Below are 22,052 nucleotides of genomic sequence, written 5' to 3'. Positions count from 1 at the left end.
TCCTGTTATCCGGAAGCTCTGATGTGACGCTTGCGCCAACAGACCAGTTTTGCAAGTCTTTTTACGAAAGGCTCGAACGGAGATCGTTTGGTGATGATCGATCACCAGAATTGCGTGTCGTCCTCATCACGGGCCAATGACTTGCGTTAAGATACCTTGCCGCCTAGGCTCGCCACACTGATCGAGGAGACCGCCCCATGGCCGATGACGCTGCTATCGCTCGCCGGATCTCGACCGGCCCCCTGACCGGGCTGAACACCCTGAATCCCTATCTTCAGGGCCTCTATAAGCCGGTGGCTGTCGAAACCACGGCGCTCGACCTGCCGGTGATCGGCGAGATCCCGAAGGACCTGCATGGGGCCTTTGTCCGCAATGGGCCAAACCCGCAGCACGCGCCGGAGGGCATGCATCACTGGTTCGACGGCGACGGCATGATCCACGCGGTCTATTTCGAGAACGGTCGGGCCGAGTACCGCAACCGCTACGTCGCCACCGACGATTACCGGGCCGAACGGGCTGGCAAGGCGATCGGGGCCGGGGGCGTGCTGATGCCGTCCGCGGCGGCGCGCCCGGATTCGACGCGGGGCGACCTCGTCTACAAGGACACGGCCAACACCGACCTGGTGTTCCACAACGGCTCCCTGATGGCGCTCTGGTACATCGCGGGCAAGCCGGTCCGGGTCGATGCGAGGACGCTGGAAACAATCGGCAATGAGGATTTCGGCGGAGCCCTGCCCCGCCACGTCTCGGCCCACGGCAAGGTCGATCCCCGGACCGGCGAGTTCTGCTTCTTCGACTATTCCCTCACCGAGCCGTGGATGACCTACGGCGTCGTGTCCCGGGACAATGTCCTGACCAACTTTCAGCGGGTCGAGCTGCCGGGCCCGCGCCTGCCGCACGACATGGGGCTGACGGAAAACTACGTCATCCTTCACGATCTGCCGGTGGTCTTCACCGAGGGCGGACTGCGCAACCACATGTGGCAGATCAAGGTCGCCGACCAGCCGGCGCGGTTCGGCGTCGCGCCGCGCAATGGCCGGGGCGACCAGATCAAATGGTTCGAGACCGAGACCTGCTACATCTATCACGTCGCCAATGCCTGGGAGGACGGCGACGAGGTCGTCATGACCGCCTGCATGATGCAGCCGAACGGCTTTCCACCAAACCCGGCCTATGGCCCCTATGCCTCGATGGTGAACGTACTGGCGCTGAACGCCGTGCCCGTCGAGTGGCGTATGAACATGGTCACCGGCGAGGTGAAGAAGCGCCAGCTCGACGACCGGATCGGCGAGTTCCCGGTCATCAACCTCGACTACACGGGGCGGAAGTCCAACTGGTCCTACCACGTGTCGATGGCCCCCGAGGAACTGCAACGGTTCAACGGCCTGCTGAAGTACGACCTCACCACCGGCCGGGCCGAGGCGCATCGGTTCGCCGACGGCGTCGGGGGATCGGAGCCGGCCTTCGCTCCGCGCATCGGCGGGACGGACGAGGACGATGGGTATGTCGTGGTGTTCGCCACGGCCCCGGACGGCACCTCGGAAGTCCAGATTCTGGATGCCAAAGCCTTCGACAAGGGGCCGATCGCACGCGTTCCCCTGCCGGTCCGCGTGCCGGCCGGATTTCACGGGACCTGGGCACCGGGCGACCAGATCGCGGCCTGACCGGCGCAAAGACCGCCGGCTGAAACGGGGAGACGACCATGACTGCCTATCTTCTGGACGCCGTGCGCTCGCCGCGCGGCAAGGCCCGCCCCGATGGGGGTCTGGCGTCGCTGAAACCGCATGAGCTGGTGGGCGGGCTGATCGACGCCCTCGATGCCCGCAATAACGGGGCCGCCCGCAGGGTCGACGCCCTGATCCTGGGGGCCGTGGGCCAGGTCGGGGCCCAGGGTGCCAATGTCGCCCTGGTGTCGAAGCTGTACGCCGGTCTTTCGGACGACGCCTTCGCCTACAGCCTGAACAACTACTGCGTCTCGGGTCTGACCGCGATCGGACAGGCGGCACAGCTGGTCGAGACCGGCGGGGCCAGGACGGCGCTCGCGGGCGGCGTCGAGATGATGTCGCGCGTCCCCTTCATGGGCGACAAGGCGGACTACTATGAGGACGCCAGTTTCCCGTCCCGCACCCGCTACATCCCGGTGGTGGTGGCGGCGGACCGGCTGGCGGAAGATCTCGACGTCACGCGCGCCGAGATGGACGCGGCAGCCCTGATCTCGCAGCAGAGGACAGCCGCCGCCGAGGGCACACCGCTGGTCAGGTCGCGCATCCCGCTGAACGGCCTCGACACCGAGGAACCGGCGCGCGCCTCGACCACGGCCGAGAGCCTGGCCGCCATGCCTGCCGCCTTTGGAGTCCTTGGCAAACAGTATGCCGAGGCGCTGGATGGCCGGGTGATCGACCATCGCCACACCGTCGCCCACGCCCCGCCCATGTGCGATGGCGCAGCCCTGGCCATCGTCACCGGCGAGGCCTCCGGCGCGCGTGCGCGGATCGTCGCCTGGGCCGAGGCGGGGGGCGACCCGGCCGCCTCCCTGACCGCGGGGTTCACGGCGATGGACCAGGCGCTGGCGAAGGCGGGGCTGACGCTGGCGGACATGGACCGGATCGAGTTCATGGAGGCCTTCGCCGTCACCATCGTGAAGTTCATGCGCGAACGGAACGTCGATCCCGACAAGGTCAATGTCGGGGGTGGGCATATGGCCAAGGGCCATCCGATGGGCGCGACGGGGGCCATCCTTCTGTCCTCACTGCTCGACGCCCTCGACGCCTGCGAAGGGCGCTACGGCCTCGTCGTGGCCCACGGGGCCCAGGGGGTCGGCTCGGCCATGATCGTCGAGCGGATGGCCTGAGATGGACGGCTCGGCCACCACGACCGGGGACCGTTGCCGCGCCCTGATCGCGCGCCATGCCGCGACCCTTGAGAGGGCCATCGACGCGGTGCAGACCCGCAAGAGCTGGAGCCCCTACAGCGACAGTCCCTCCACGAAGATCCACGGTCCCGACAAGCCGGGCGCGGGAAAGGCCGCCTTCGAGGCGCGCCTGGGCACGACCTTCGACCTCGGCCAGCCCGGCGTCACCGGCACAGTGGGGGACGAGGTCTCCCCCTTCACGCAGAAGCCCCTGGGCATCCGCTATCTGCAAAGCGATCCAGAGGCCCTGTTGGCGGCCGCCGCCCTCGCCATGGATGATTGGCGCGAGGCGGATTTCGAGCTGCGCCTGGCCCTGTGCCTCGAAATGGCGGCGCGGCTGTACGACCGCAATTTCGAGATGGCCCATTCGGTCATGCATGTCGCCGGCCAGAGCTACACCCAGGCCTTCAGCGGCTCGGGGCCCAATGCGCTGGACCGGGGCGTCGAGGCCCTGGCCTATGCCGCCAAGGCCATGCGCGACGTGGCTCCGCACGCCACCTACCATCGCCAGTTCGCCGGCGAGGCCGTGGCGCTGGAGAAGACCTATGTGCTGGTCCCGCGCGGCGTCGGGCTGGTGATCTGCTGCGCCTCCTTCCCGACGTGGAACGCTTATCCGTCGATGTTCGCCAGTCTCGCGACCGGCAATCCGGTGATCCTGAAACCCCATCCCGTGGCCATCCTGCCCATGGCGATCGTGGCCGAGACCTGCCGCGCCGTGCTGGCCGATTTCGGTTTCGATCCCAATGTGGTCACCCTCGCCGTCGACACCCTGGCCGAACCGGTCGCCCAGTCCTTGGTCGACCACCCACAAGTCCAGATCATCGATTTCACCGGCAGCCCGCGCTATGGCGGACATCTGGAGCGCACCGTCACCGGCAAGCTGCTGTTCACCGAGACGGCCGGGGTCAATACGGTGGTGATCGAGAGCGTGGCCGATGTCGACGCCGTCGCCCGCGCCGTGGCCCGGGCATCCAGCCTGTTCTCGGCCCAGATGTGCACCAGCCCGCAGGTCGTCTATATCGCCCCGCACCTGTTCGAGACCGTGTCGACGGCCATCGTCGACCAGATCGACGCCATCGCCGCCGACCCGACCCTGGCGGCGGGCATCATGGGCGCGATCCAGGGCGAGGTGTCGCTGAAGGTCGTGGCCGAGGCGCAGTCCGCCATCGCCGGCCTGGCCGGAGTCCGCACCCTGCGGGAGCCCGCCCCCTATCCCCACCCCCAGTTCCCGGACGCCCGCACCCTGACGCCACTGGTGATCGCCGTGGACGAGGGTCAGCACCTCGACCTCTATGCCGAGGAACGGTTCGGCCCGGTCCTGTTCCTCGTCCGCAAGGACGCCGGCGAGGCGGTGATGGAGGCGACCTGGCTGGCCCGCACCCGGGGCTCGATCTCGTCCTACCTCTACTCGACGGACGAGGCCTTCATCGACCGCGCGACGCCCGCCTATGAGGCGGCCGGGGCCAATCTGTCGATCAATCTGACCGGCGCGATGTGGATCAATTTCGCCGCCGCCTACAGCGACTACCATGTGACCGGCCTCAACCCGGCGGGCAACGCCTGCCTCGCGGACCTGGCCTTCGTCGCCTCGCGTTTCCGGATCGTCCAACGGCGACGACCGGCCGCGCCGTGACGGACGCCGCCTTCATCGCGGGCACCTCCATGACCCGGTTCGGCAAGCGGCCGGACGCCAGCGTCAAGACCCTGTGCGCCGAGGCCGTCATGGCGGCGCTGACCGATGCCGGGGCGGCCGTGGCCGACATCGAGGCGGTGTGGTTCTCCAACACCCGCCAGCCCATGCTGGAGGGCCAGAACACGGTGCGCGGCCAGATCGCCCTGCGGCCCCTCGGCCTGACCGGCATTCCCGTGACCAATGTCGAGAACGCCTGCGCCTCGGGCTCGACGGCTCTCCTCTCCGCCCTTCACTGGATCCGGGCGGGGGCCGGCGACATCGCCCTGGTGGTCGGGGTCGAGAAGATGGTCTTCCCCGACCGGCCCGAACGCGTCGCGGCCGCCTTCGCCGGCGGGACCGACATCCACGACCGGGCCGGTGTGGTCGGCTACATCCGCGCCATGGGCGGCGAGGATCCCGGGCCGGATCGCAGCCTGTTCATGGACCTGTATGCCGCCCAGGCGCGCGCCCACATGGCGCGTCACGGCACCACGCAGGCGGACTTCGCCTGGATCGCGTCCAAGAACCACACGGCGGCGGCCCACAATCCCGATGCCCAGTACCGGACGCCGATGACCGTCGATCAGGTCCTCGCCGACAAGACGGTCGTCTTCCCTTTCACACGGGCGATGTGCGCCCCGGTCAGCGACGGGGCGGCCGCCGCAGTCGTCTGTTCAGCGGCCGGGCTGGCGCGCCTGTCTGCGCAGACCCGCGCGGTCCGGGTGCGAGGCTGCGCCTTGCTGAGCGCCAGCCGACGCTCGCCGGACGATCTCGAGAACCACATCGGCCGCCGCGCCGCGAACCGCGCATACGACCAGGCCGGGCTGGGCCCGGACGACGTGGATGTGGTCGAGGTCCATGACGCCACCAGCTATGCCGAGCTGCAGCAGATCGAAAATCTGGGCCTGGCCGAGCCGGGCTCGGTCGGCGCGCGTCTGCGCCAAGGGGATTTTGCCCTTGGCGGCCGGACCCCCGTCAATGCCTCGGGCGGATTGGTAGCCAAGGGGCATCCGGTGGGGGCGACCGGTCTGGCCCAGATCCATGAGCTGTCGCTCCAGCTGCGCGGCGAGGCCGGCCCGCGTCAGGTCGAGGGGGCCCGGATCGCCGTGGCCGAGAACGGCGGCGGCTTCCTGGGTGTCGAGGAGGCGGCCACGGTGGTGACCATACTGGAGCGGGCGGCATGAGCCATCCGATCCACGCCCTCTACGCCAACCGCGAGATCAAGGCCGGACGGACCGCCCTGATCGACGGGGCCGTCAGCCTGACGCACGAGGCCCTGATCACCGCCGTCGAGGCCGCGGCGGGCGACCTCACACGGCGCGGCCTCGGGCCCGGGGACCGGATCGGCCTGTGCGCGCGCAACAGCTGGAGCCATGTGGTCGGCTACCTCGCCATCCTGCGCGCGGGTGCCGTCTGGACCCCGCTGAATCCCCGCAACGGGGCCCGGCTGAACGGCGACTTCCAAGCCCGTGCCGGACTGGCCCTGACCCTGGTGGACGCCTCCTCGAAAAATGCCGCCGGACAGTCGACCCGCCCCCTGCCGCTCGAGGACTGGCTGGCGACGCTTCGGCCCGCCCCCCTGCCTCCGGTTTCTGACGATCCCGACGCGCCGGTCGCGCTGAAGTTCACCGGGGGTTCGACCGGTGTGCCCAAGGGCGTGGTGCAGAGCCAGTCCAGCGCCGCTGCGGCCCTGCGGTCGCTGTCGGCCTTCTACGGCTTTACGGCGGAGGATGTGAACCTGGCCGTCGCGCCCCTGACGCACGGGTCCTCCCACTACATCCTGCCGGTGCTGGCCGCTGGCGGGGCCCATGTGCTTCTGGCCGAACCCGACCGGGCCGCCATTCTGACCGAACTGATGTCACGGGTCAGCGTGGCCTTCATGCCCCCGACCCTGATCACCCTGCTGATGAACGAGGCCACCTTCGGGCCCGGCGACTTCCCGCGTCTGCGGCATCTGACCTATTCCGCCGCGCCCATGTCAGCCGACCGGATCGCGGCGGCCATCGCCCGCTTCGGTCCGGTCCTGTCGACTCTCTACGGCCAGACCGAGGCCCCCATGACCATCGCCGGCCTGTCGCCCGCAGAGATGGCCGACCCAAAACTGGCCGCATCGGTCGGATCACCCTTTGCCGAAACCCCCGTCCGCCTGCTGACGGCGGCCGACGAAGTGATCACGCGCGGCGAGGGCGAGGTTCTGGTCGGGGGCGACCTGGCCCGGACGCACTATCTCGATGCTCCGGATCTGACGGCCGCCGCCCGGCACGACGGCTGGCTGAAGACCGGCGACATCGGCCGCATCGGCGACGACGGCCGTCTGGTCCTGATCGGCCGGTCCCGCGATCTGATCATCACCGGCGGCTACAACGTCTATCCCGGTGAAGTAGAGGCGGCTCTCAACCGTCACCCGTTGGTCCGCGACGCCTGTGCCTTTTCGGAGCCGGACGACGTCTGGGGTGAACGACTGGAGGCCGCGGTCGCAGTCGGGCCGGACGCCGACGCGGACGCCATTATCGCCTTCGTCCGTGACGAGATCGGTCCTGTCCGCACGCCCAAGCGGCTGCATCTGCTGGACGCCCTGCCCCGTAATCCTGTCGGCAAGGTCGTGCGCGACGACGTCCGCGCCCTGTGCCGCACCCTGTTCCCGCCCCCTCCGTCCCGACCACTGGAGACCGCCCCATGATCGTGATCCCCAAGGACCGCATTCGAGAGATGAAATCGAAGGGCTGGTGGGGCGACCAGACCCTGGACGATCTGTTCCTGAAACACGTCGCCGCCATGCCCGATGCCGAGGCCCTGATCGATCCGGTCAATGCGGCCGATGTGGTCGGCGGCCAGCCTGACCGCCTGACCTGGCGCCAGACCGCCCATGCGGTCGACCGGCTTGTGGCTGTGCTGGTCGATCACGGGATCCGCAAGGACCAGGTCGTGGTGATCCAGCTGCCCAATATCGCCGAGCTCAGCATCGCCTATCTGGCCTGTATGCGGCTGGGCGTCATCGCCAGCCCGGCCCCGGTCCAGTATCGCGAGAGCGAACTGGCCTACATCATCGAAAAGACCGACGCCGTCGCGGCGATCACGGCCGACCGGATCGGCAAACATTCCCATGGCGAGATGATCGTGGCGCTGAAAGCGCGCTGCCCGACGCTGAAGTCCGTGTTCGTGCTGGGCGAAACCAGCCCGGCCGGGGCCTTTGATCTCGAGCCCCTGATGGATCGGGTGACGGCGAAAGCCCACAAGGCCGCGCAGAAGGCGGCGAAGGCCGCGCAGGTGACCGCAGACGACGTCGTCACCGTGTGCTGGACCTCGGGCACGGAGTCCCAGCCCAAGGGCGTGCCTCGCAGCCACAATGAATGGATCATCATGGGGGCCGGGGTCGTGGACGCGGCCGACCTTCCGCCGGGTGCACGGCTGCTGAACCCCTTTCCGATGGTCAATATGGCGGGCATCTCGACGGCCTTCGTGGGCTGGCTGCTGCTGGGCGGGGTGCTGATCCAGCATCAGCCGTTCGACCTGCAGGTCCTGCTGCGCCAGATCCGCGAAGAGCGGATCGACTACACCGTGGCTCCTCCGGCGATCCTGAACCTGCTGCTGCAGAACGAGGCCCTGCTGGAGGGGATCGACTTCAACCGGCTGAAGGCCATCGGATCCGGTTCGGCCCCACTGTCCGAATGGATGGTGCGCACCTTCCACGAGAAGCACGGCGTCCAGATCGTCAACTATTTCGGTTCCAACGAGGGGACGTCCTTCCCGTCCAGCCTGAGGGACATTCCGGATCCGGCCGAAAGGGCGACGCTGTTCCCACGCCTCGGCGAGGGCTTCCGCTGGAACAGCCTGCTGCACGATCGGATCCAGACCCGACTGGTCGATCCGGAGACGGAGGAAGAGATCGCTGAAGGTGGCCGACCCGGCGAAATCCGGATCAAGGGCGCGACCGTCTTTTCCGGCTACTGGCGCGCGCCCGAAATGAATGCCCGCGCCTTTGACGCGGACGGCTGGTTCCGGACCGGCGACCTGTTCGAACTGGCCGGCGACCGTCTCCAGTATCTGAAGTTCGTCGGACGGCTGAAGGACATCGTCATCCGGGGGGGGATGAACATCTCCTCGGAAGAAATCGAGGGCCATCTGGTCGCCCATCCGGCGGTGGCCGAGGCCGCCGTGGTCGGGGCGTCTGATCCGAACCTCGGGGAACGGCTGGCGGCCTTCCTGGTTTTTCGGCCCGGTCAGAACGCGTCCCTGGAAGAGATCAATCGCTTCCTCACCACGGAGCGACAGGTCGCGGTCTACAAGCAGATCGAACGGCTTGAGACCCTCGATGCCCTGCCCCGCAATCCGGTGGGCAAGGTGCTGAAACGCGACCTCCGCGCCCTCCTCAACCCCAACGAGCCCGTATGACTTCGCCCTTCGAGACCCTGCGCCTGCCCGTCTTTGCCGCGCCGATGTTTCTGGTGTCCGGGCCCGAGATGGTCATCGCCGCGTGCAGGTCCGGGATCGGCGGGGCCTTCCCGACCCCGAACTGTCGAACGGTCGAGGATCTCGACCGCTGGATGGACCAGATCACCGGCGCGCTGCGCCCGGGCGACGGGCCCTGGATCGCCAATATGATCACCCATTCCACCAATACCCGGCTGGCCGAGGACCTGCGGCTGGTCGCGGAGTATCGACCGCCCGTGGTGATCACCGCCCTCGGATCGCCGCGCCCTGTGATGGAGACGGTCAAGGCCTATGGGGGCCTGGTGTTCGCCGACGTCATCTCGATGAAGCTGGCGCGCAAGGCGGCCGAGGCCGGCGTCGATGGCCTCGCCTGCGTCAGCGCGGGGGCAGGCGGGCACACGGGCCATCTGTCGCCCTTCGCCTTCATCTCCGCGGTCCGGGACTTCTTCGACGGCTATATCGCGGTCGGCGGCGGGGTCGGAGATGGAGCCGGGATCGCCGGGGCGATCGCGGCCGGGGCGGACTTCGTCTACATGGGCACCCGCTTTCTGGCGACGACCGAAAGCATGGCGCAGCCCGCCTACAAACAGATGGCGGTCGAGTCCGGACCCGACGATCTGGTCGTGTCGGCGGCGGTCACCGGCACGCCCGCATCATGGTTGAAGCCGTCCCTGCGCGCTGCCGGTCAGGATCCCGACAATCTGGGCGAGCCCACCGGGCGCAGCTATGTCGCCGGCGGGGACAACAAGCGCTGGCGCGACATCTGGGCCGCAGGTCAGGGGATCGATTCGGTCCGGGCGATCGAGCCGGTCGGTGACGTCGTGGATCAGCTGCAGAGGGAGTATCTCGCCGCCCTGGACCGGTTTGCCGCCCGAACCGGCCGGCGCGCGGGGACAGCATGAGCGCCCCCGTCCGGTTCCACCTCGACCCCGATGGGGACGGCCTCGAACTGTTGCGGCGCTGGATGGTGCCGGGTGCCGAGGTCGGAGGATTCCCGGATCGTCTGGGCGCATATCCGGTCGAGGCCCGCGAGGGATTCGTGCGGATGGTCTGCGAGATCGATCCCGGCCACGCCAACCTCGCAGGTCTCGTCCACGGCGGGGTCATGGCGGCCCTGATCGACATGGCCGGCGGGGGCGCGGTCATGTCGATGCTGACACCGGGTCAGACTCTCGTCACCACCGACCTGACGCTCCGGTTTCTGAACGCGGCCCCCGGCAACACGGCCCGTCTGGAGGCGACCGGGACCGTGACCTGGCATGATGCGCGCAAGGCCGTGGTCTCGGCCGAGGTCCGCACGGACGCCGGGCTCGTCGTGGCCCAGGGCACCGTGGGTGTGGCGATCCGCGAAAAGCGGCCTTAGCCGGAGCTTTCCCGGAACTACTCCTGGCGCCGGACCCGCACAGACCGGGTGCCGTTGACACTCAGGAGATAGCTGCCCACCGCGCCTTGGCGAACAGTTATGTCCGCCCCCGGACGGGGCGTCCGGCCCGGCGCGTTGCTGTCGGTCTGCAGCCAGACAGACCCGTCCTCCAGCACGAACAACCACTTGCCGGAGGCCCCCTGGCTGGCGCGCTGCAACGAGGTTTGTATCGCCTCAAGGGGTTCGTCCCCGCCCCGCCTCGCGAACAACGGAAGGGGGTTCACCGAGAAACCAAACAGGGCTCGCCGGGCCTCGGTGATCTGGCCGCGCTCCACGATCACGACCTCCCCCGCGGTCTCGGCCTGGTCGAGGGCCGCGACGAGCCTGTCATAACAGCGCAACCGGTCCGCGTCGGCGACGACCGTGCGGCAGGCGACGAGGTCGCTCAGTGCCCGAGTCCCGGGAACGACGGTCTGGGCGTGGGCGGCAAGCGCAAAAACGCAGGCACCTGCCGCCAGTGCAGCGACATTTGGACGCAAGAACATGAAAGGGCCAATCCCAAGTGTGGCGACAAGGCGACAATAACCAAACATTATAACGACGCTATTGTGTTTGAACATCGACACCCGTGGGGCCGTGGATATGGTCAGGCTCAACAGGCCCGCGCGCAGAGGGCCAGAATCCACGATGGAGCACCTCATGACATCCCGCCAAACCAAGCAGCGACTCAGAGCCTCGACCATTCTCATCGGCGCGTCGCTGATGACACTCGGGGCCTTCCCGGCCTTCGCCCAGGACTCAGACCGGGAAGCCGCCGCCGTCGATGACATCGTCGTCACCGGTTCGCGCATCCGTCAGCCGGGCTTCGAGGCCTCCAGCCCGGTCACATCGGTCGGTGCCGAGGAGATCGCCCTCGACCAGCCGTTCTCCGTGGAAGAGCTGATCAAGGACCTGCCGGTCGCCATTCCAGCCATTGGGCCCGGCGTCAACAATGGCTCGGGCGGCGGTGCCACGATCAACCTGCGGGGTCTCGGCACCAATCGCACCCTGGTGCTGGTGAACGGACGCCGCGTCGTGCCCTTCAACCTGGCCGGCGTGGTCGACACCAACTCCATCCCTGTCGCCCTGATCGAGCGGGTTGACCTGGTCACCGGCGGCGCCTCGGCCGTTTACGGTGCCGACGCGGTCGCGGGCGTGGTCAACTTCATCCTGAAGGACGATTTCGAAGGCGTCGAATTCCAGAGCAGCTGGGGCATTTCGGAGTTCGGCGACGCCGAACGCCGCCGCAACGACCTGACCGTGGGCGGAAATTTCGCCGACGGTCGCGGCAACGCCTTCGGCAGCATCGGCTGGACCGAGAACGGCCGGCTGAACCAGGATCAGCGCCCGTATGGCGGCGTGGCCATCGGGGCCATCAATGGGCTGCCACAGGGTTCCGGTACGACTGTTCCGGCCTTCTTTCGGACCACCACCGTTTCCGGCGGCACGCCGCTTCCGAGCGGCACGGGCGTCGGTCAAGGCTCGGCCGAGATCAATCCTGCGACCGGTGCCTTGGTGCCTGCCAACGCCGGGGGCTTCAACTTCAACCCGGACAACCTGTACCAGACGCCGCTGGACCGTTACCAGCTGAACGCGGGCGCGACCTATGAGGTCAACCCGATGTTCGAGGCCTATCTGGATCTGATGTATGTCCGGAGTGATGTCGCAACCGACGCGGCCTCGACCGGTACTTTCGGCAACACCTTCCAGGTGCCCATCGGGAATCCGCTGATCCCGGAACCGATGCGCCAGCAGCTGTGCGCCGCCCGGGCGATCGCAGCCGCTGACTGCGTTTCCGGCGCAGCCGGAACCACCATGGTGCCGCTGCTCGTCAACCGCCGCATCACCGAACTGGGACCGCGTTTCACGGTCAACGAGAACAAGACCTTCCAGTTCACCGCCGGCTTCCGCGGTGATCTGAGCGAGACCTGGAACTACGACGTCTATATGTCGCGCGGCGAGACTGATCAGGTCACCATCCGCGACAACTGGGGCTCGCTCTCCAAGGTGCGCAACGCGCTGAACACCGTTTCGGCGACGTCCTGCCTCGCACCCGGGTCGACGACCGCGATCGCCGGCTGCGTGCCGCTGAATGTTTTCGGTGCCGAGGGCTCCATCACCCAGGCGATGGCCGACTACATCAACCTGGACTCGATCAACCTGACTTCCGTCGATCAGGAAGTGTATTCGGGTTCGGTCTCCGGCTCCCTACCCGAGCAGTTCAACAGCCCGTTCGCTGCCGATCCGATCTCGCTGGCCTTCGGTCTGGAATATCGCGCCAGCCGCGCACAGACACGCTCGGACGGCCCCTCCCAGATCCAGGGGGAGGTTCTCGGCACCGGCGCGCCCTTCCCGGATCGTCAAGGCCGGTTCGAGCTGACTGAAGGCTATGTCGAGGCCCTCATTCCGCTGCTCAGCGACCTGCCTTTCATCCAGAGCCTGAACCTGGAGGCCGGCTATCGCTACTCTGAATTCGAGACCGCAGGGAAGGTGACCGACTACGGAAGCTACAAGATCGGCGGCGACTGGGTTCCCTTCGATGGTCTCCGCTTCCGCACCATGTTCCAGCGCGCTGTCCGGGCTCCCAACATTGGCGAACTGTTCGCGCCCCAGGTGACCGGACTGGGCAATCTGGCTGCGGACCCCTGCCAGGGTGCCCTGATCAACTCGGCCCAAGCCAATACGCCAGGAACCCTGTCCAACCTTTGCGTCCTGACGGGTGTGCCGACCGGAAACGTCGGGACCGTCCCCGTTCCCAGCGCCGGTCAGATCAACATCCTGACGGGCGGCAATCCGGACCTGCAACCGGAAGAAGCCGACACCTTCACCGTCGGTGCCGTCTGGCAGCCGTCCTTCATCAACAATCTGACGCTGACGCTGGACTATTATGACATCCAGATCGACGGGGCAGTGTCCAGCCAGAGCTCCACAGACGTCCTGAACGGCTGCTACACTACAGCGTTCAACCCGAACTTCGAGTTCAACGCCCAGTGTGCCCTGATCGGACGGAACCCGAACAACGGCACCCTGAACGGCGTCGAGTCACCCGGCATCGCCCTGGTGTCGTCGAACCTCGGCAAGGAGCGGGCCAGCGGCTACGATTTCACCGCAGCCTATCTGATGGATCTGGTAGACTTCGGTCTCAGCGACCGCTGGGGCACCCTCAACCTGTCGTTCAGCGCCAACTATGTCACGGCGAACGAATTCCAGGCGACACCGACCTCGATCAACCGCGACTGTATCGGCTTCTACTCGGTGGCCTGTGTTCAGCCGAATTTCGAGCTGAAGACATCATCGCGCGCGACGTGGAACCTGGGCGACTTCGGTTTCTCGGTGCAATGGCGTCATCAGGATGAAGTCATCGAAGAGCCGGGCGGTACCGTCTTCCCCGAGGCTGCCGCCTCGATCGACGCTTACAACTACTTCGACCTGACCGGTCGGTGGGATCTGAACGACGCGGTTCGCCTGACGGTGACAGTGTCCAACCTGACGGACGAACAACCCCCCATTCTGGGCAGCGGCGTCGGTACGACGGCGTTCAACAACGGGAACACCTTCCCACAGACTTACGACACCCTCGGTCGCTACTACACCGGCGGCATCACCCTGCGCTTCTAGATCGGAGCGCAAGGCAGATACCTTGGGGGGTGGGCTTTCGAGCCCGCCCCCTTTTTCATGGGCGGCGTCGATTGGTGGTTTTCCCCGGAACACCACCCGTGTTCAATCGACCGATGTTCACCGACCCCCCCGACCCCGGCTGGGCGGCGCGCCTGGCCACGACGAAGGCCTGTCTCGCGAACGGCCGGCCCGACCTGGCCGTGATGCAGATGGAGACCGTTGCGGACGCGCCGGACGCCCCCACCGAAGCCCTTCGCCTGTACGCCAGCGCCCTGCGGGGTCTGGGCCGGCATGCCGACGCGATACCGCCGCTGGAACGGGTCGTCCGGGCCCAACCGGCAAGCGCGGTGGCCGAACACAATCTGGCGGCGGCGCTCGGGGACCTGGGTGACGTCCACAAGGCCGCTGCCGCAGCACGACGCGCCGTCGACAAGGGCGGACGGGCTCCGGAGACCTGGCTGGTCCTCGGCCGGGCGCTTCAGGGCCTTGGGCAACTCGCAGACGCCGAGACGGCCTATCGCGAGTCCCTGCGCATCCGGCCTGCACAGCTGGAAGCGCGACGGGATCTGGCCCAGTTGATCTGGATGCGGACCGCGGATCCGGACGCGGCAATGGCTCTGTTCGATCCAGCCGCCCTGCCCGTCGACCTGCACGAGGCCCTGATGGCGCGGGGCGCTGCGGCCCTGCTGGACATGGCCGGCGAACGGGCGTCGTACGACTGGCTGGCACCGCGCCTCACGCCCGGGAGCGGTCCCCTGCTCCACCTTGCAGCGGCAAGGGCAGCGGGCGGGTTGGACCCAGTCCTGGCCCTGGCCCACGCGCGATCGGCAACAGAGGCGGCCCCTCGAGCCCCCGAGGCAAGACTGGCGCTCGCTACTGCCCTCATGGCGTGTGGCAGGGTCATGGAGGCCCTGCCCCTGCTCGACGCCCAGATCGAGGACACGCCCTACGACCAGTACGCCATCGCCCTGCGCTATACCGCCTGGCGACTTGTCAGTGATCCGCGTGCCCTGACCCCGGGCGACTATGCCTCGCTGGTGCAGGGCTATGACCTGCCGGGCCCGGACGCGTTGGTTGATCGGGGGTCGTGGATGGCCGAGGCGGGGCGGCGGCTGGAGCAACTGCACGCGTTCCGGACGCATCCCTTCGACCAGTCCGTCCGGGCGGGAGCGCAGGCACCGATCGATCCCAGATGGGCACGGGATCCGGTACTGGACGCGGTGTTCAGCGCCCTTGATGACCCGATCGGTGCCTATGTGCGGGCCATGGGGGGCCGGTCTGATCCCATGAGCCGTCGCTGTACCCCGGACGGCTGGGAGATGAGCGGAGCCTGGTCGATCCGGCTGCGGGAGGGCGGGCGGCATACGGATCACGTCCATCCCAAAGGCTGGGTCTCCTCGGCCCTGCACGTCGTCGTCCCGGCCCCGGATGCGAGCGCCCCCCGCGCCGGCTGGCTGAGGTTCGGCGCGACCCGGCTGGGCGTGGGGCTGGAGCTGCCCGCGGAACACTGGGTCGAACCCCGCCCGGGCCGCGTGGTGCTGTTCCCCTCATGGATGTGGCACGGGACGGAGCCCTTTTCGGGCCCGGGCACGCGGATGACGATCGCCTTCGACGTTCGCCCCCGGTGAGACCCTAGATCGGCATCCGCATGATTTCCTGGTAGGCGGAAATCACCTGGTCGCGCACCGCGATGACGGTCTCCAGGGAAGCCTCGGCGCTGGAGACGGCGGTGACCACATCGATCATCGACCCCTGGCCCTGAACGGTCTGGATCATCTGACTTTCGGCCGCCCGGGTCTGTTGCGTCATGTTGCTCATGACATCCTGGACCAATTGCGAGAACTCGGGCCCGCCGGCGGCCACCGCGGCCCCGGCCGTCGCCCCGCCCGTGCCCTGGGTGGCCGCATAGGCCCGGGCCGCCATCAACGGATTCATCGGCTAGTCCCTATCGTTTGAGGATGTCGAGGGTGCGGCTTTCCATCGACCGCGCCGTCTCGATGACGTTCAGATTGGCCTCATAGGCCCGCTGGGCCTCGCGCATGTCCATCGCCTCGATCAGGGTGTCGACATTGGGCCGGAGCACGTAGCCGTCAGGGTCGGCGGCCGGATGGGTCGGGTCATATTCGCGGCGGAAGTCGCTCTGGTCCGGCCGCACCTCGGCAAGGGACACGCCCGTGGCTCCATCAATACCACGGGCCTCAAACACCGGGATCTGGCGACGGTAGGGGTTGCCGCCGGGCGTCCGGGCCGTCGATTCCGCATTGGCGATATTCTCGGCGATGATCCGCATGCGCGACTGTTGGGCCGTGAGAGCCGAGGCCGCCACTGCCATGGCGCGATTGCGCTGGGTGCCTCCCCGGCCGTCGATTGGATCGGGCATCTAGAGCGCTCCCATGATCGTCACCGGCCCGGTGACTTCGCGGCCAGGCGCAGCAGGGCCATCGACTTGGTGTAGAGGCCAATGGCGGCGTCATAGGCCATGCGGCTCTCGGCCATCTTCAGCATCTGCTCCTCGACCACCACCGCATTGCCGTCGAGGGTGGTCTCGGAATCCGGCGAGGCCTGGGAGGTGAACCGGGCGACCGGCGTCCCGTTGGGCCCGCCAATCGGCATGTGCCCACGCGTGGTCTGGCGCATCTGCAGACCGCCGCCGTCGCGCAGCGCCGCCGCGAAATCGGTCGGGGCCTTCAGGTCCCGCGCGACATACCCGGGCGTGTCCGCATTGGCGACGTTCTGGGCCACCACGCGCTGGCGCTCGTCCAGCCAGGTCAGTCGGCCCTTGATCTGGCTCAGCAGCGGCAGGTTGGCGACGCCCATTCGGATCGTCCTTGGAAAATCAGGCCTGTGCGGACCGGTACGAGGCAGAAAATGCCGCCTGTATGGTTAACCATCGGTTATCTAAACGGGGCGTTAACCACGATGGTTAAAGATCGCGTGGTCTTTCCGAGGGCCTTTCAGAATGAACTTCCTCGATCTCGCCCGCGCCATCTTCGGCCTGGCCTTCACCCTCGGACTGATCGGTCTCGCCGCCTGGGCCGCGCGTCGCTATGCGCCGCAGATCATGGCCAGGCTGAATGCCGAGCGCGGCGAGCGACGGCTCCAGGTGGTCGAAACCCTGGTGCTGGATCCGGCGCGGCGACTGGTGCTGGTTCGGGTCGATGACGAGGAACGGCTGATCCTGCTGGGCGAGGGGCGTGAACTGATCGAGCCGCGGGGAGTCGGCAAATGACCGGCCGTGGCGTGGCTGGCCGCCGGCCGCTCCCGAAAATTCTTGTCAGACCGACCCGCGCCGAATTTGTCCGCGCGCTGAAACTCTCCCTCCTGACGACCCTCCTCTGCCTTGCGTGGCCGCTGGCGGCGCTGGCCCAGGATGCCGCGGCTGCGGCAGGCAGCGGGGCGGCGATCAATGTCGATCTGGGCACCGGCGCAGGGCTGACCGAACGGGTGGTCCAGCTGGTGGGCCTCATGACGGTGCTGTCCCTGGCCCCTTCCATCGTCATCATGACGACCAGCTTCGTCAGGATCATCGTGGTGCTGAGCCTTTTGCGCACGGCCCTGGGCATGCAGCAGTCGCCGCCGAACGCCGTTCTGGTGTCGTTGGCCCTGTTCCTCAGTGCCATCGTCATGGCTCCGACCTGGCAGGACGCCTATGATTCGGGCATCCGGCCGTTGATGGATCAGCAGATGGAACTGCCCCAGGCGTTCGATCTGGCCTCCGAGCCGGTGAAGACCTTCATGCTGGCCCAGGTGGATCAGGGAGACCTCGCCCTGTTCACCCGTCTCAGCCGACTGGAGGCCCCGGCCACGGCAGCGGAACTGCCCCTTCGCGTGGTCATTCCCAGCTTCATGATCAGCGAACTGAAGAAGGCCTTCACGATCGGATTTCTCCTTTTTGTTCCGTTTCTTGTCATCGATCTGGTGGTTGCCAGCGTGCTCATGTCCATGGGTATGATGATGCTGCCCCCGGTCGTGATTTCCCTGCCGTTCAAGCTCATCTTTTTCGTGCTGGTCGACGGCTGGAGACTGGTGGCCGGAAGCCTTGTCGAGAGCTTCCGCCAGGCGTCCGGAACAGGCTGAATCCCCACCCTCAAAGGCTTTGCGCGTCGAAGTCGCTTGCCAAGCCCCCCAAAAGGCGTGTTCATCCTCCCGTCGTCGCCCCGGGAATCGGGGCGAGCTTTTCGGGAAACGACCCATTATGACCACTCAAGCTGAACTCATCGCCGCCGTTGCCAAGGACGCCGGTGTCAGCCAGGCCGACGCTGGCCGCGTGCTGGAAGCCATCGTCAAGAACATCCATTCGTCGCTGATCGACGGCGGTGATGTGCGGATCTCCAACCTGGGTGTGTTCGACACCGCTGCGCGCGCCGCGCGCGAAGGCCGTAACCCCGCGACGGGCGCGACCATCAAGATCGCCGCCTCCAAGGCCGTGCGCTTCCGCGTGTCCAAGCCGCTCAAGGACGCCGTCAACAAATAGGTCGGTCAGCCCTGGCCGGCCGCGCTGGTCGCGGCGGCTGGCGGCACGGGACGGGCGGGCGTCGCGTCAGCGCGATTCCCGCCCGTTTGTTCTCTCAGCTGGGTCTTCATCTGGGTGACCCAGCCGGTAAAGGTGTCAGCACTGGCCGTCAGGCCGGCGAAGTCCTGGGCGCTCGCCGCCCCTTCCATTCCATTCAGACCATCCAGCGCGATCCGCAGCGCAGCCCCCGAGCGGGCTCCCGCCTTGAACGGTTCGTAGTTGCGCGACAGTCGGGTCAGGGCCGCCGTGTCGCGTGCCAGCGAATAACCGACCCCGGCGCGGATCACCCGGCTCTCCTCATCCACAGTGAGAGCCGCCGACGTATCCCTGAACCGGTCTCCCAGTCGTGCCTCATAGAGCGTCGCTGCAGCGGCCCAGTCCTGCTGTTTCCACAGAATTTCCGCCCGCACCTGCTGGGCCTCGGGCGACCGGTCCTCGCCCAGGGTCTCCAGCGCATGGTCAAACCGGCCCAGTTCCATCAGCGCCCGCGCCTCCAGCGCCCGCCGTTCAGCATTCAGCGCTGACGGCAGAAGCGTCGTCCGCGAACCCCAGAGCGCCTGCAGCGCAGGCTCGGGCTGGCGGTCCATCAGCAGCACCGTCGCGAGGGTCGTCGCCACCTGGGCCTTGGCCACGCCCTCCAGCCGGTTGTCCACCTGATATTTCAGCAGCTCGGCGGCCTGATCCAGCAAATCCACATCGACCAGCCTCCGCGCCAGTCGCCGCACCATCTCGTCGCCGTCGGCCCCGACCGGCGTCAGATCGCGGAAGTCATAGAACAGCGCCAGCGCCTGGACCGGCTGAAGCCCGTCGGCCGCCCCGTCGAGGAACAGGGCCCGGAAGGCGCTCGACTGGTCGTTTTGCAGTTCGACGGCGCCGGGCAGGTCGCCCATCCGCTTGCCGGCCCCGCGCAGCGTGTCCAGCGCCTCGCGATAGCGTCCCTGCGACGTATAAAGCCCGCCCAGGGTGCGGATGACCGACAGCTCGGTCGCATCCCCCCTCCAGCGCCACTTCAGCTGCTCCAGCTGGGCAGCGGCATCGACAGGTTTCAGCGTGCCCCGGGCCAGTTCGATGCGGATGACGCCCAGTTTGGCCGGGGTGGCGATCCCGTCCAGGGGCGCGCGGCCGACGGCCTTGTAGACCGCCAGGGCGCGGTCGGTCGCCCCCTCCAGCTCGAATAGCCGGGCCTGCACCAGCCGGGCCGTAAGTTGGTCCGCCGCTGGGGCATCCTGCGAGAAACTGTAGGCCAGCAGGGCGCGCGCGGCATTCAGATCGCCGGTCTCCAGCGCCGCCATGGCGTGGGCGGCCCCGAACCGGGCACGCCACTCCGGCGGAAAGTCATCAATGGCCGCGGCCCCTGCAGCGAAGGCCTGGCGCGCCCCCGCCCAGTCGCCCTGTTCGGTCGCCAGCCAGCCCTGCCAGACCCGGGTCGAGGGATCGCCGGCCAGAGAACCGGCCGAGAAGTCCAGCGCCGCGTCCTCGAGCCGCCCGATCGACGCCCGGGCCGCCCCGCGCAGACCCCGCAGCTCCGGTTCCCCCTGCAGGGACGGCGTCTGGGCGATCATGGCATTGACCACCCCGATCGCCTCGAACCCAAGCCCGGACCCGACCAGGAAACGGATCAAGGCCAGACGGGCCTCGATGGGACTGCGCGGATTGTCCGAAGCGGCGATCGACTCCAGTGCCGCCGCGTCCTGCAGCTTGCGGTGCCGGGCTAGGAAACCCTCCTCGCCCGTATGGGCCCATTCGGGCAGGATCTGGGCCGGAAACTCCGCCTTGCGCGGGCCCTCGAGCCCGGCGGGCTCGGCCGCCTCCAGCGCCATGGAAGGCGGCGACAGGATCAGGCCCTTCGGACGCGACAGCGTCACCAGATCGCCCTCGGCCCGGATCATCAAATCGTCTGTCGGGGTCTCGACCGCCAGCCCGTGCGCCGTCGGCAGAAGCGTCAGATCGACGCTGCGGCGCCGGTCGGCGAAGGCCTTGCCGGGGGCCAGGGCGGTCACTGCCGCGAACCGGTCGCCGACCATGGGGTCGGTCAGCCAAACTGTGCGCGTGGCGCCGGCCATCTTCGCCACCAGGGTGGTCTCGGCGCGATCGTCGCGATCGACGACGATGCCGGACCCTGCTGACGACGGGCCACCGATCGTCACTGTCCATTCGGCTCCCTCCGCCGAGGCCGATACCGGGAGCTCCGCCGGGGCCGCGATCCGCATGGCCGTATAGTCGGGTCCGACCGCCCAGCGGGCATCCGTGGCCGGGCCCAGGTCGCGCGCGGCCGCCATGTTCATCCGGGCCGCGGTGTCGAACACGATCCAGACGGCATCGCCGCGACGGAAGATCGCAGCCCCCACCGGGGCCGCCCAGCCGAAGCTGAGACTGACCCGGTCGGCCGCCTTGGTCGCTGTCACGGGCACGGCCCCGCCGGCAGGAACGGCCGCGCCGGGCGCGGCGGCCAGGACGGGTGGCGTCTCCCCCGCCGGGTAGAGGTTCAACCACACCGCCCCATCGGCGGTCCCCGAACGGGCGTCGGCCCCGTCGGCCAGGGTCAGGATCAGTTCGGTCGCGTCGGTGACGGCCCGCGTCTCGACCTTCGCGACACCCGGCGGCGGGTCGACCTTCAGCCGCGACACATCCGGGGCGGCGGTCGAGCCGATGCGGACCACCACCGCCCGGCCGTCGCGGCGGATGCGCGAACGGGCTCCGACGATCCCGGCGAATTCGATGCGGGTGAAGCCGTCATTGGCCCCCACCCGGATGGTAACGGGATCCAGGGCGGCCTCGGCCTCCTGGGCCAGAACTGGGGCAACGGCTCCGGCGATCGGGGCGAACGCGATCGTCCCGGCAGCGCCCAGCGCCACCGTGGTTCGTCCGATTGCGGTCCTGGAGCGCGCGCGGGCCATGCGCGCGTAGTCTGGCCCGATCGCCCTTTCGGCGCAGTTAACGGGGTGTGACCGGGTCGCCCCTTGATGCGTTGATCGCAAAGGCCGACATCAGGCCCCGTCAGGAGCCCCCATGATCCCCCCCGAACCCACCGCCTGGCCCCGGCTGTCGACCCTGTCGACCGGCCTGCGCTGCCGTTGTCCCCGCTGTGGCGAAGGCCCGCTGCTGAAGGGTTATCTCACCATCCGCGAGGCCTGCCCCGCCTGCGGGCTCGACTACAGCTTCGCCGACCCGGCGGATGGCCCGGCCTTCTTCGCCATGAGCGCCATCGGCGTCCTGGGGATGATGGCCTTTATGGCCTTCGAGTTCACGGTCCGCCCCCCCATCTGGGTCCATTTCGCATTCACCTTCCCGCTGATCGCGGGGGCCTGCCTGCTGGTGCTGCGGCCGTTCAAGGGCTGGCTGGTGTCCGAGCAGTTCGTCCACAAGGCCGCCCCGCCGGAATGGGAGAGCATCGGCGGCCACGGCGACGGGTCGAAGTGGAAATGAGCGATGGCCCTCCCCTCCAGAGGGGAGGGCACGTGGATGCTCAATCATCTGCCCTCTGGTTCAGGACATTCTTTTCGGA

General features: G+C 67.9%; 19 protein-coding genes. 14 read left to right on the top strand and 5 right to left on the bottom strand.

Translation table 11 applies throughout. The features are described from left to right. Nucleotides 1-197 precede the first annotated feature (197 nt). From SJY26_RS07200 to SJY26_RS07165, 8 genes are read left to right on the top strand one after another with little or no spacing between them, the layout of a single operon-like run. A complete protein-coding gene (locus SJY26_RS07200; RefSeq protein ID WP_396595450.1) occupies nt 198-1,664 on the top strand; it encodes a carotenoid oxygenase family protein in 1,467 nt (488 codons plus the stop codon). A gap of 38 nt (nt 1,665-1,702) precedes the next feature. Then, nucleotides 1,703-2,851, top strand: a complete 1,149-nt coding sequence (locus tag SJY26_RS07195) for an acetyl-CoA C-acyltransferase (RefSeq protein ID WP_396595449.1) — start codon at nt 1,703-1,705, stop codon at nt 2,849-2,851. 1 nt (nt 2,852) lies between these two features. Then, nucleotides 2,853-4,544 carry an aldehyde dehydrogenase family protein gene (locus SJY26_RS07190; protein WP_396595448.1) on the top strand — a complete coding sequence of 564 codons (1,692 nt, stop codon included), beginning with the start codon at nt 2,853-2,855 and terminating at the stop codon, nt 4,542-4,544. After that, nucleotides 4,541-5,767, top strand: coding sequence for a thiolase family protein (locus tag SJY26_RS07185; RefSeq protein ID WP_396595447.1), 1,227 nt, complete (start codon nt 4,541-4,543; stop codon nt 5,765-5,767). Before SJY26_RS07190 ends, SJY26_RS07185 begins: the two co-directional genes overlap by 4 nt. Next, nucleotides 5,764-7,263 carry a class I adenylate-forming enzyme family protein gene (locus SJY26_RS07180; protein ID WP_396595446.1) on the top strand — a complete coding sequence of 500 codons (1,500 nt, stop codon included), beginning with the start codon at nt 5,764-5,766 and terminating at the stop codon, nt 7,261-7,263. Before SJY26_RS07185 ends, SJY26_RS07180 begins: the two co-directional genes overlap by 4 nt. Then, nucleotides 7,260-8,975: a class I adenylate-forming enzyme family protein gene (locus SJY26_RS07175; protein ID WP_396595445.1), complete on the top strand. Its 1,716-nt coding sequence runs from the start codon at nt 7,260-7,262 to the stop codon at nt 8,973-8,975. Before SJY26_RS07180 ends, SJY26_RS07175 begins: the two co-directional genes overlap by 4 nt. Next, nucleotides 8,972-9,916, top strand: coding sequence for an NAD(P)H-dependent flavin oxidoreductase (locus SJY26_RS07170; protein ID WP_396595444.1), 945 nt, complete (start codon nt 8,972-8,974; stop codon nt 9,914-9,916). The genes SJY26_RS07175 and SJY26_RS07170 overlap by 4 nt, the downstream gene beginning before the upstream one ends. Continuing rightward, a complete protein-coding gene (locus SJY26_RS07165) occupies nt 9,913-10,377 on the top strand; it encodes a PaaI family thioesterase (RefSeq protein WP_396595443.1) in 465 nt (154 codons plus the stop codon). Before SJY26_RS07170 ends, SJY26_RS07165 begins: the two co-directional genes overlap by 4 nt. 17 nt (nt 10,378-10,394) lie before the next feature. Here SJY26_RS07165 and SJY26_RS07160 read toward each other — a convergent pair whose 3' ends face one another. Beyond that, entirely contained in the window at nt 10,395-10,922 is a 528-nt protein-coding gene (locus tag SJY26_RS07160; protein WP_396595442.1) for a hypothetical protein, read from the bottom strand. Between the two features lie 154 nt (nt 10,923-11,076). On the opposite strand from SJY26_RS07160, the gene SJY26_RS07155 reads away from it, so the two are divergent. Further along, a complete protein-coding gene (locus SJY26_RS07155) occupies nt 11,077-14,034 on the top strand; it encodes a TonB-dependent receptor plug domain-containing protein (protein WP_396595441.1) in 2,958 nt (985 codons plus the stop codon). Nucleotides 14,035-14,147: 113 nt separating this feature from the next. Then, the gene (locus SJY26_RS07150) at nt 14,148-15,662 is read left to right on the top strand and encodes a putative 2OG-Fe(II) oxygenase (RefSeq protein ID WP_396595440.1); all 1,515 of its coding nucleotides are present in this window, start codon (nt 14,148-14,150) and stop codon (nt 15,660-15,662) included. A gap of 4 nt (nt 15,663-15,666) precedes the next feature. Here the strand turns inward: SJY26_RS07150 and SJY26_RS07145 are convergent, their stop codons facing one another. Genes SJY26_RS07145 through SJY26_RS07135 form a run of 3 tightly spaced genes read right to left on the bottom strand, consistent with a single transcriptional unit; the run spans nt 15,667 to nt 16,851 of the window. Next, a complete protein-coding gene (locus SJY26_RS07145) occupies nt 15,667-15,969 on the bottom strand; it encodes a flagellar hook-basal body complex protein FliE (protein ID WP_396595439.1) in 303 nt (100 codons plus the stop codon). Nucleotides 15,970-15,979: 10 nt separating this feature from the next. Further along, nucleotides 15,980-16,414 (bottom strand): flagellar basal body rod protein FlgC, encoded by a 435-nt coding sequence (flgC, locus tag SJY26_RS07140; protein ID WP_396595438.1) that lies wholly within the window; start codon nt 16,412-16,414, stop codon nt 15,980-15,982. Between the two features lie 20 nt (nt 16,415-16,434). Further along, nucleotides 16,435-16,851, bottom strand: a complete 417-nt coding sequence (locus SJY26_RS07135; protein WP_396595437.1) for a flagellar basal body protein — start codon at nt 16,849-16,851, stop codon at nt 16,435-16,437. Nucleotides 16,852-16,993: 142 nt separating this feature from the next. Between SJY26_RS07135 and SJY26_RS07130 the strand changes: the two genes are divergently transcribed. The 3 genes from SJY26_RS07130 to SJY26_RS07120 all read left to right on the top strand — a co-directional run bounded on the left by SJY26_RS07130 (nt 16,994) and on the right by SJY26_RS07120 (nt 18,508). Next, complete coding sequence (locus tag SJY26_RS07130) at nt 16,994-17,263, top strand: FliO/MopB family protein (protein ID WP_396595436.1); 270 nt, start codon at nt 16,994-16,996, stop codon at nt 17,261-17,263. Then, nucleotides 17,260-18,111 (top strand): flagellar type III secretion system pore protein FliP, encoded by an 852-nt coding sequence (fliP, locus tag SJY26_RS07125; RefSeq protein ID WP_396595435.1) that lies wholly within the window; start codon nt 17,260-17,262, stop codon nt 18,109-18,111. The genes SJY26_RS07130 and fliP overlap by 4 nt, the downstream gene beginning before the upstream one ends. Nucleotides 18,112-18,229: 118 nt before the next feature. Next, nucleotides 18,230-18,508 carry an HU family DNA-binding protein gene (locus SJY26_RS07120; protein WP_396595434.1) on the top strand — a complete coding sequence of 93 codons (279 nt, stop codon included), beginning with the start codon at nt 18,230-18,232 and terminating at the stop codon, nt 18,506-18,508. Between the two features lie 5 nt (nt 18,509-18,513). On the opposite strand, the gene SJY26_RS07115 is transcribed toward SJY26_RS07120, so the two are convergent. Next, a complete protein-coding gene (locus SJY26_RS07115) occupies nt 18,514-21,444 on the bottom strand; it encodes a hypothetical protein (protein ID WP_396595433.1) in 2,931 nt (976 codons plus the stop codon). A gap of 112 nt (nt 21,445-21,556) precedes the next feature. Between SJY26_RS07115 and SJY26_RS07110 the strand changes: the two genes are divergently transcribed. Continuing rightward, nucleotides 21,557-21,973, top strand: a complete 417-nt coding sequence (locus tag SJY26_RS07110) for a DUF983 domain-containing protein (protein WP_396595432.1) — start codon at nt 21,557-21,559, stop codon at nt 21,971-21,973. Nucleotides 21,974-22,052: the final 79 nt, after the last annotated feature.

Source organism: Brevundimonas sp. R86498 (assembly GCF_044598075.1).
In the GTDB taxonomy this organism is placed as follows: domain Bacteria; phylum Pseudomonadota; class Alphaproteobacteria; order Caulobacterales; family Caulobacteraceae; genus Brevundimonas.
The sequence above is the reverse complement of the archived record's forward strand: the minus strand, read 5'-3'. Positions and strand labels throughout refer to the sequence as shown.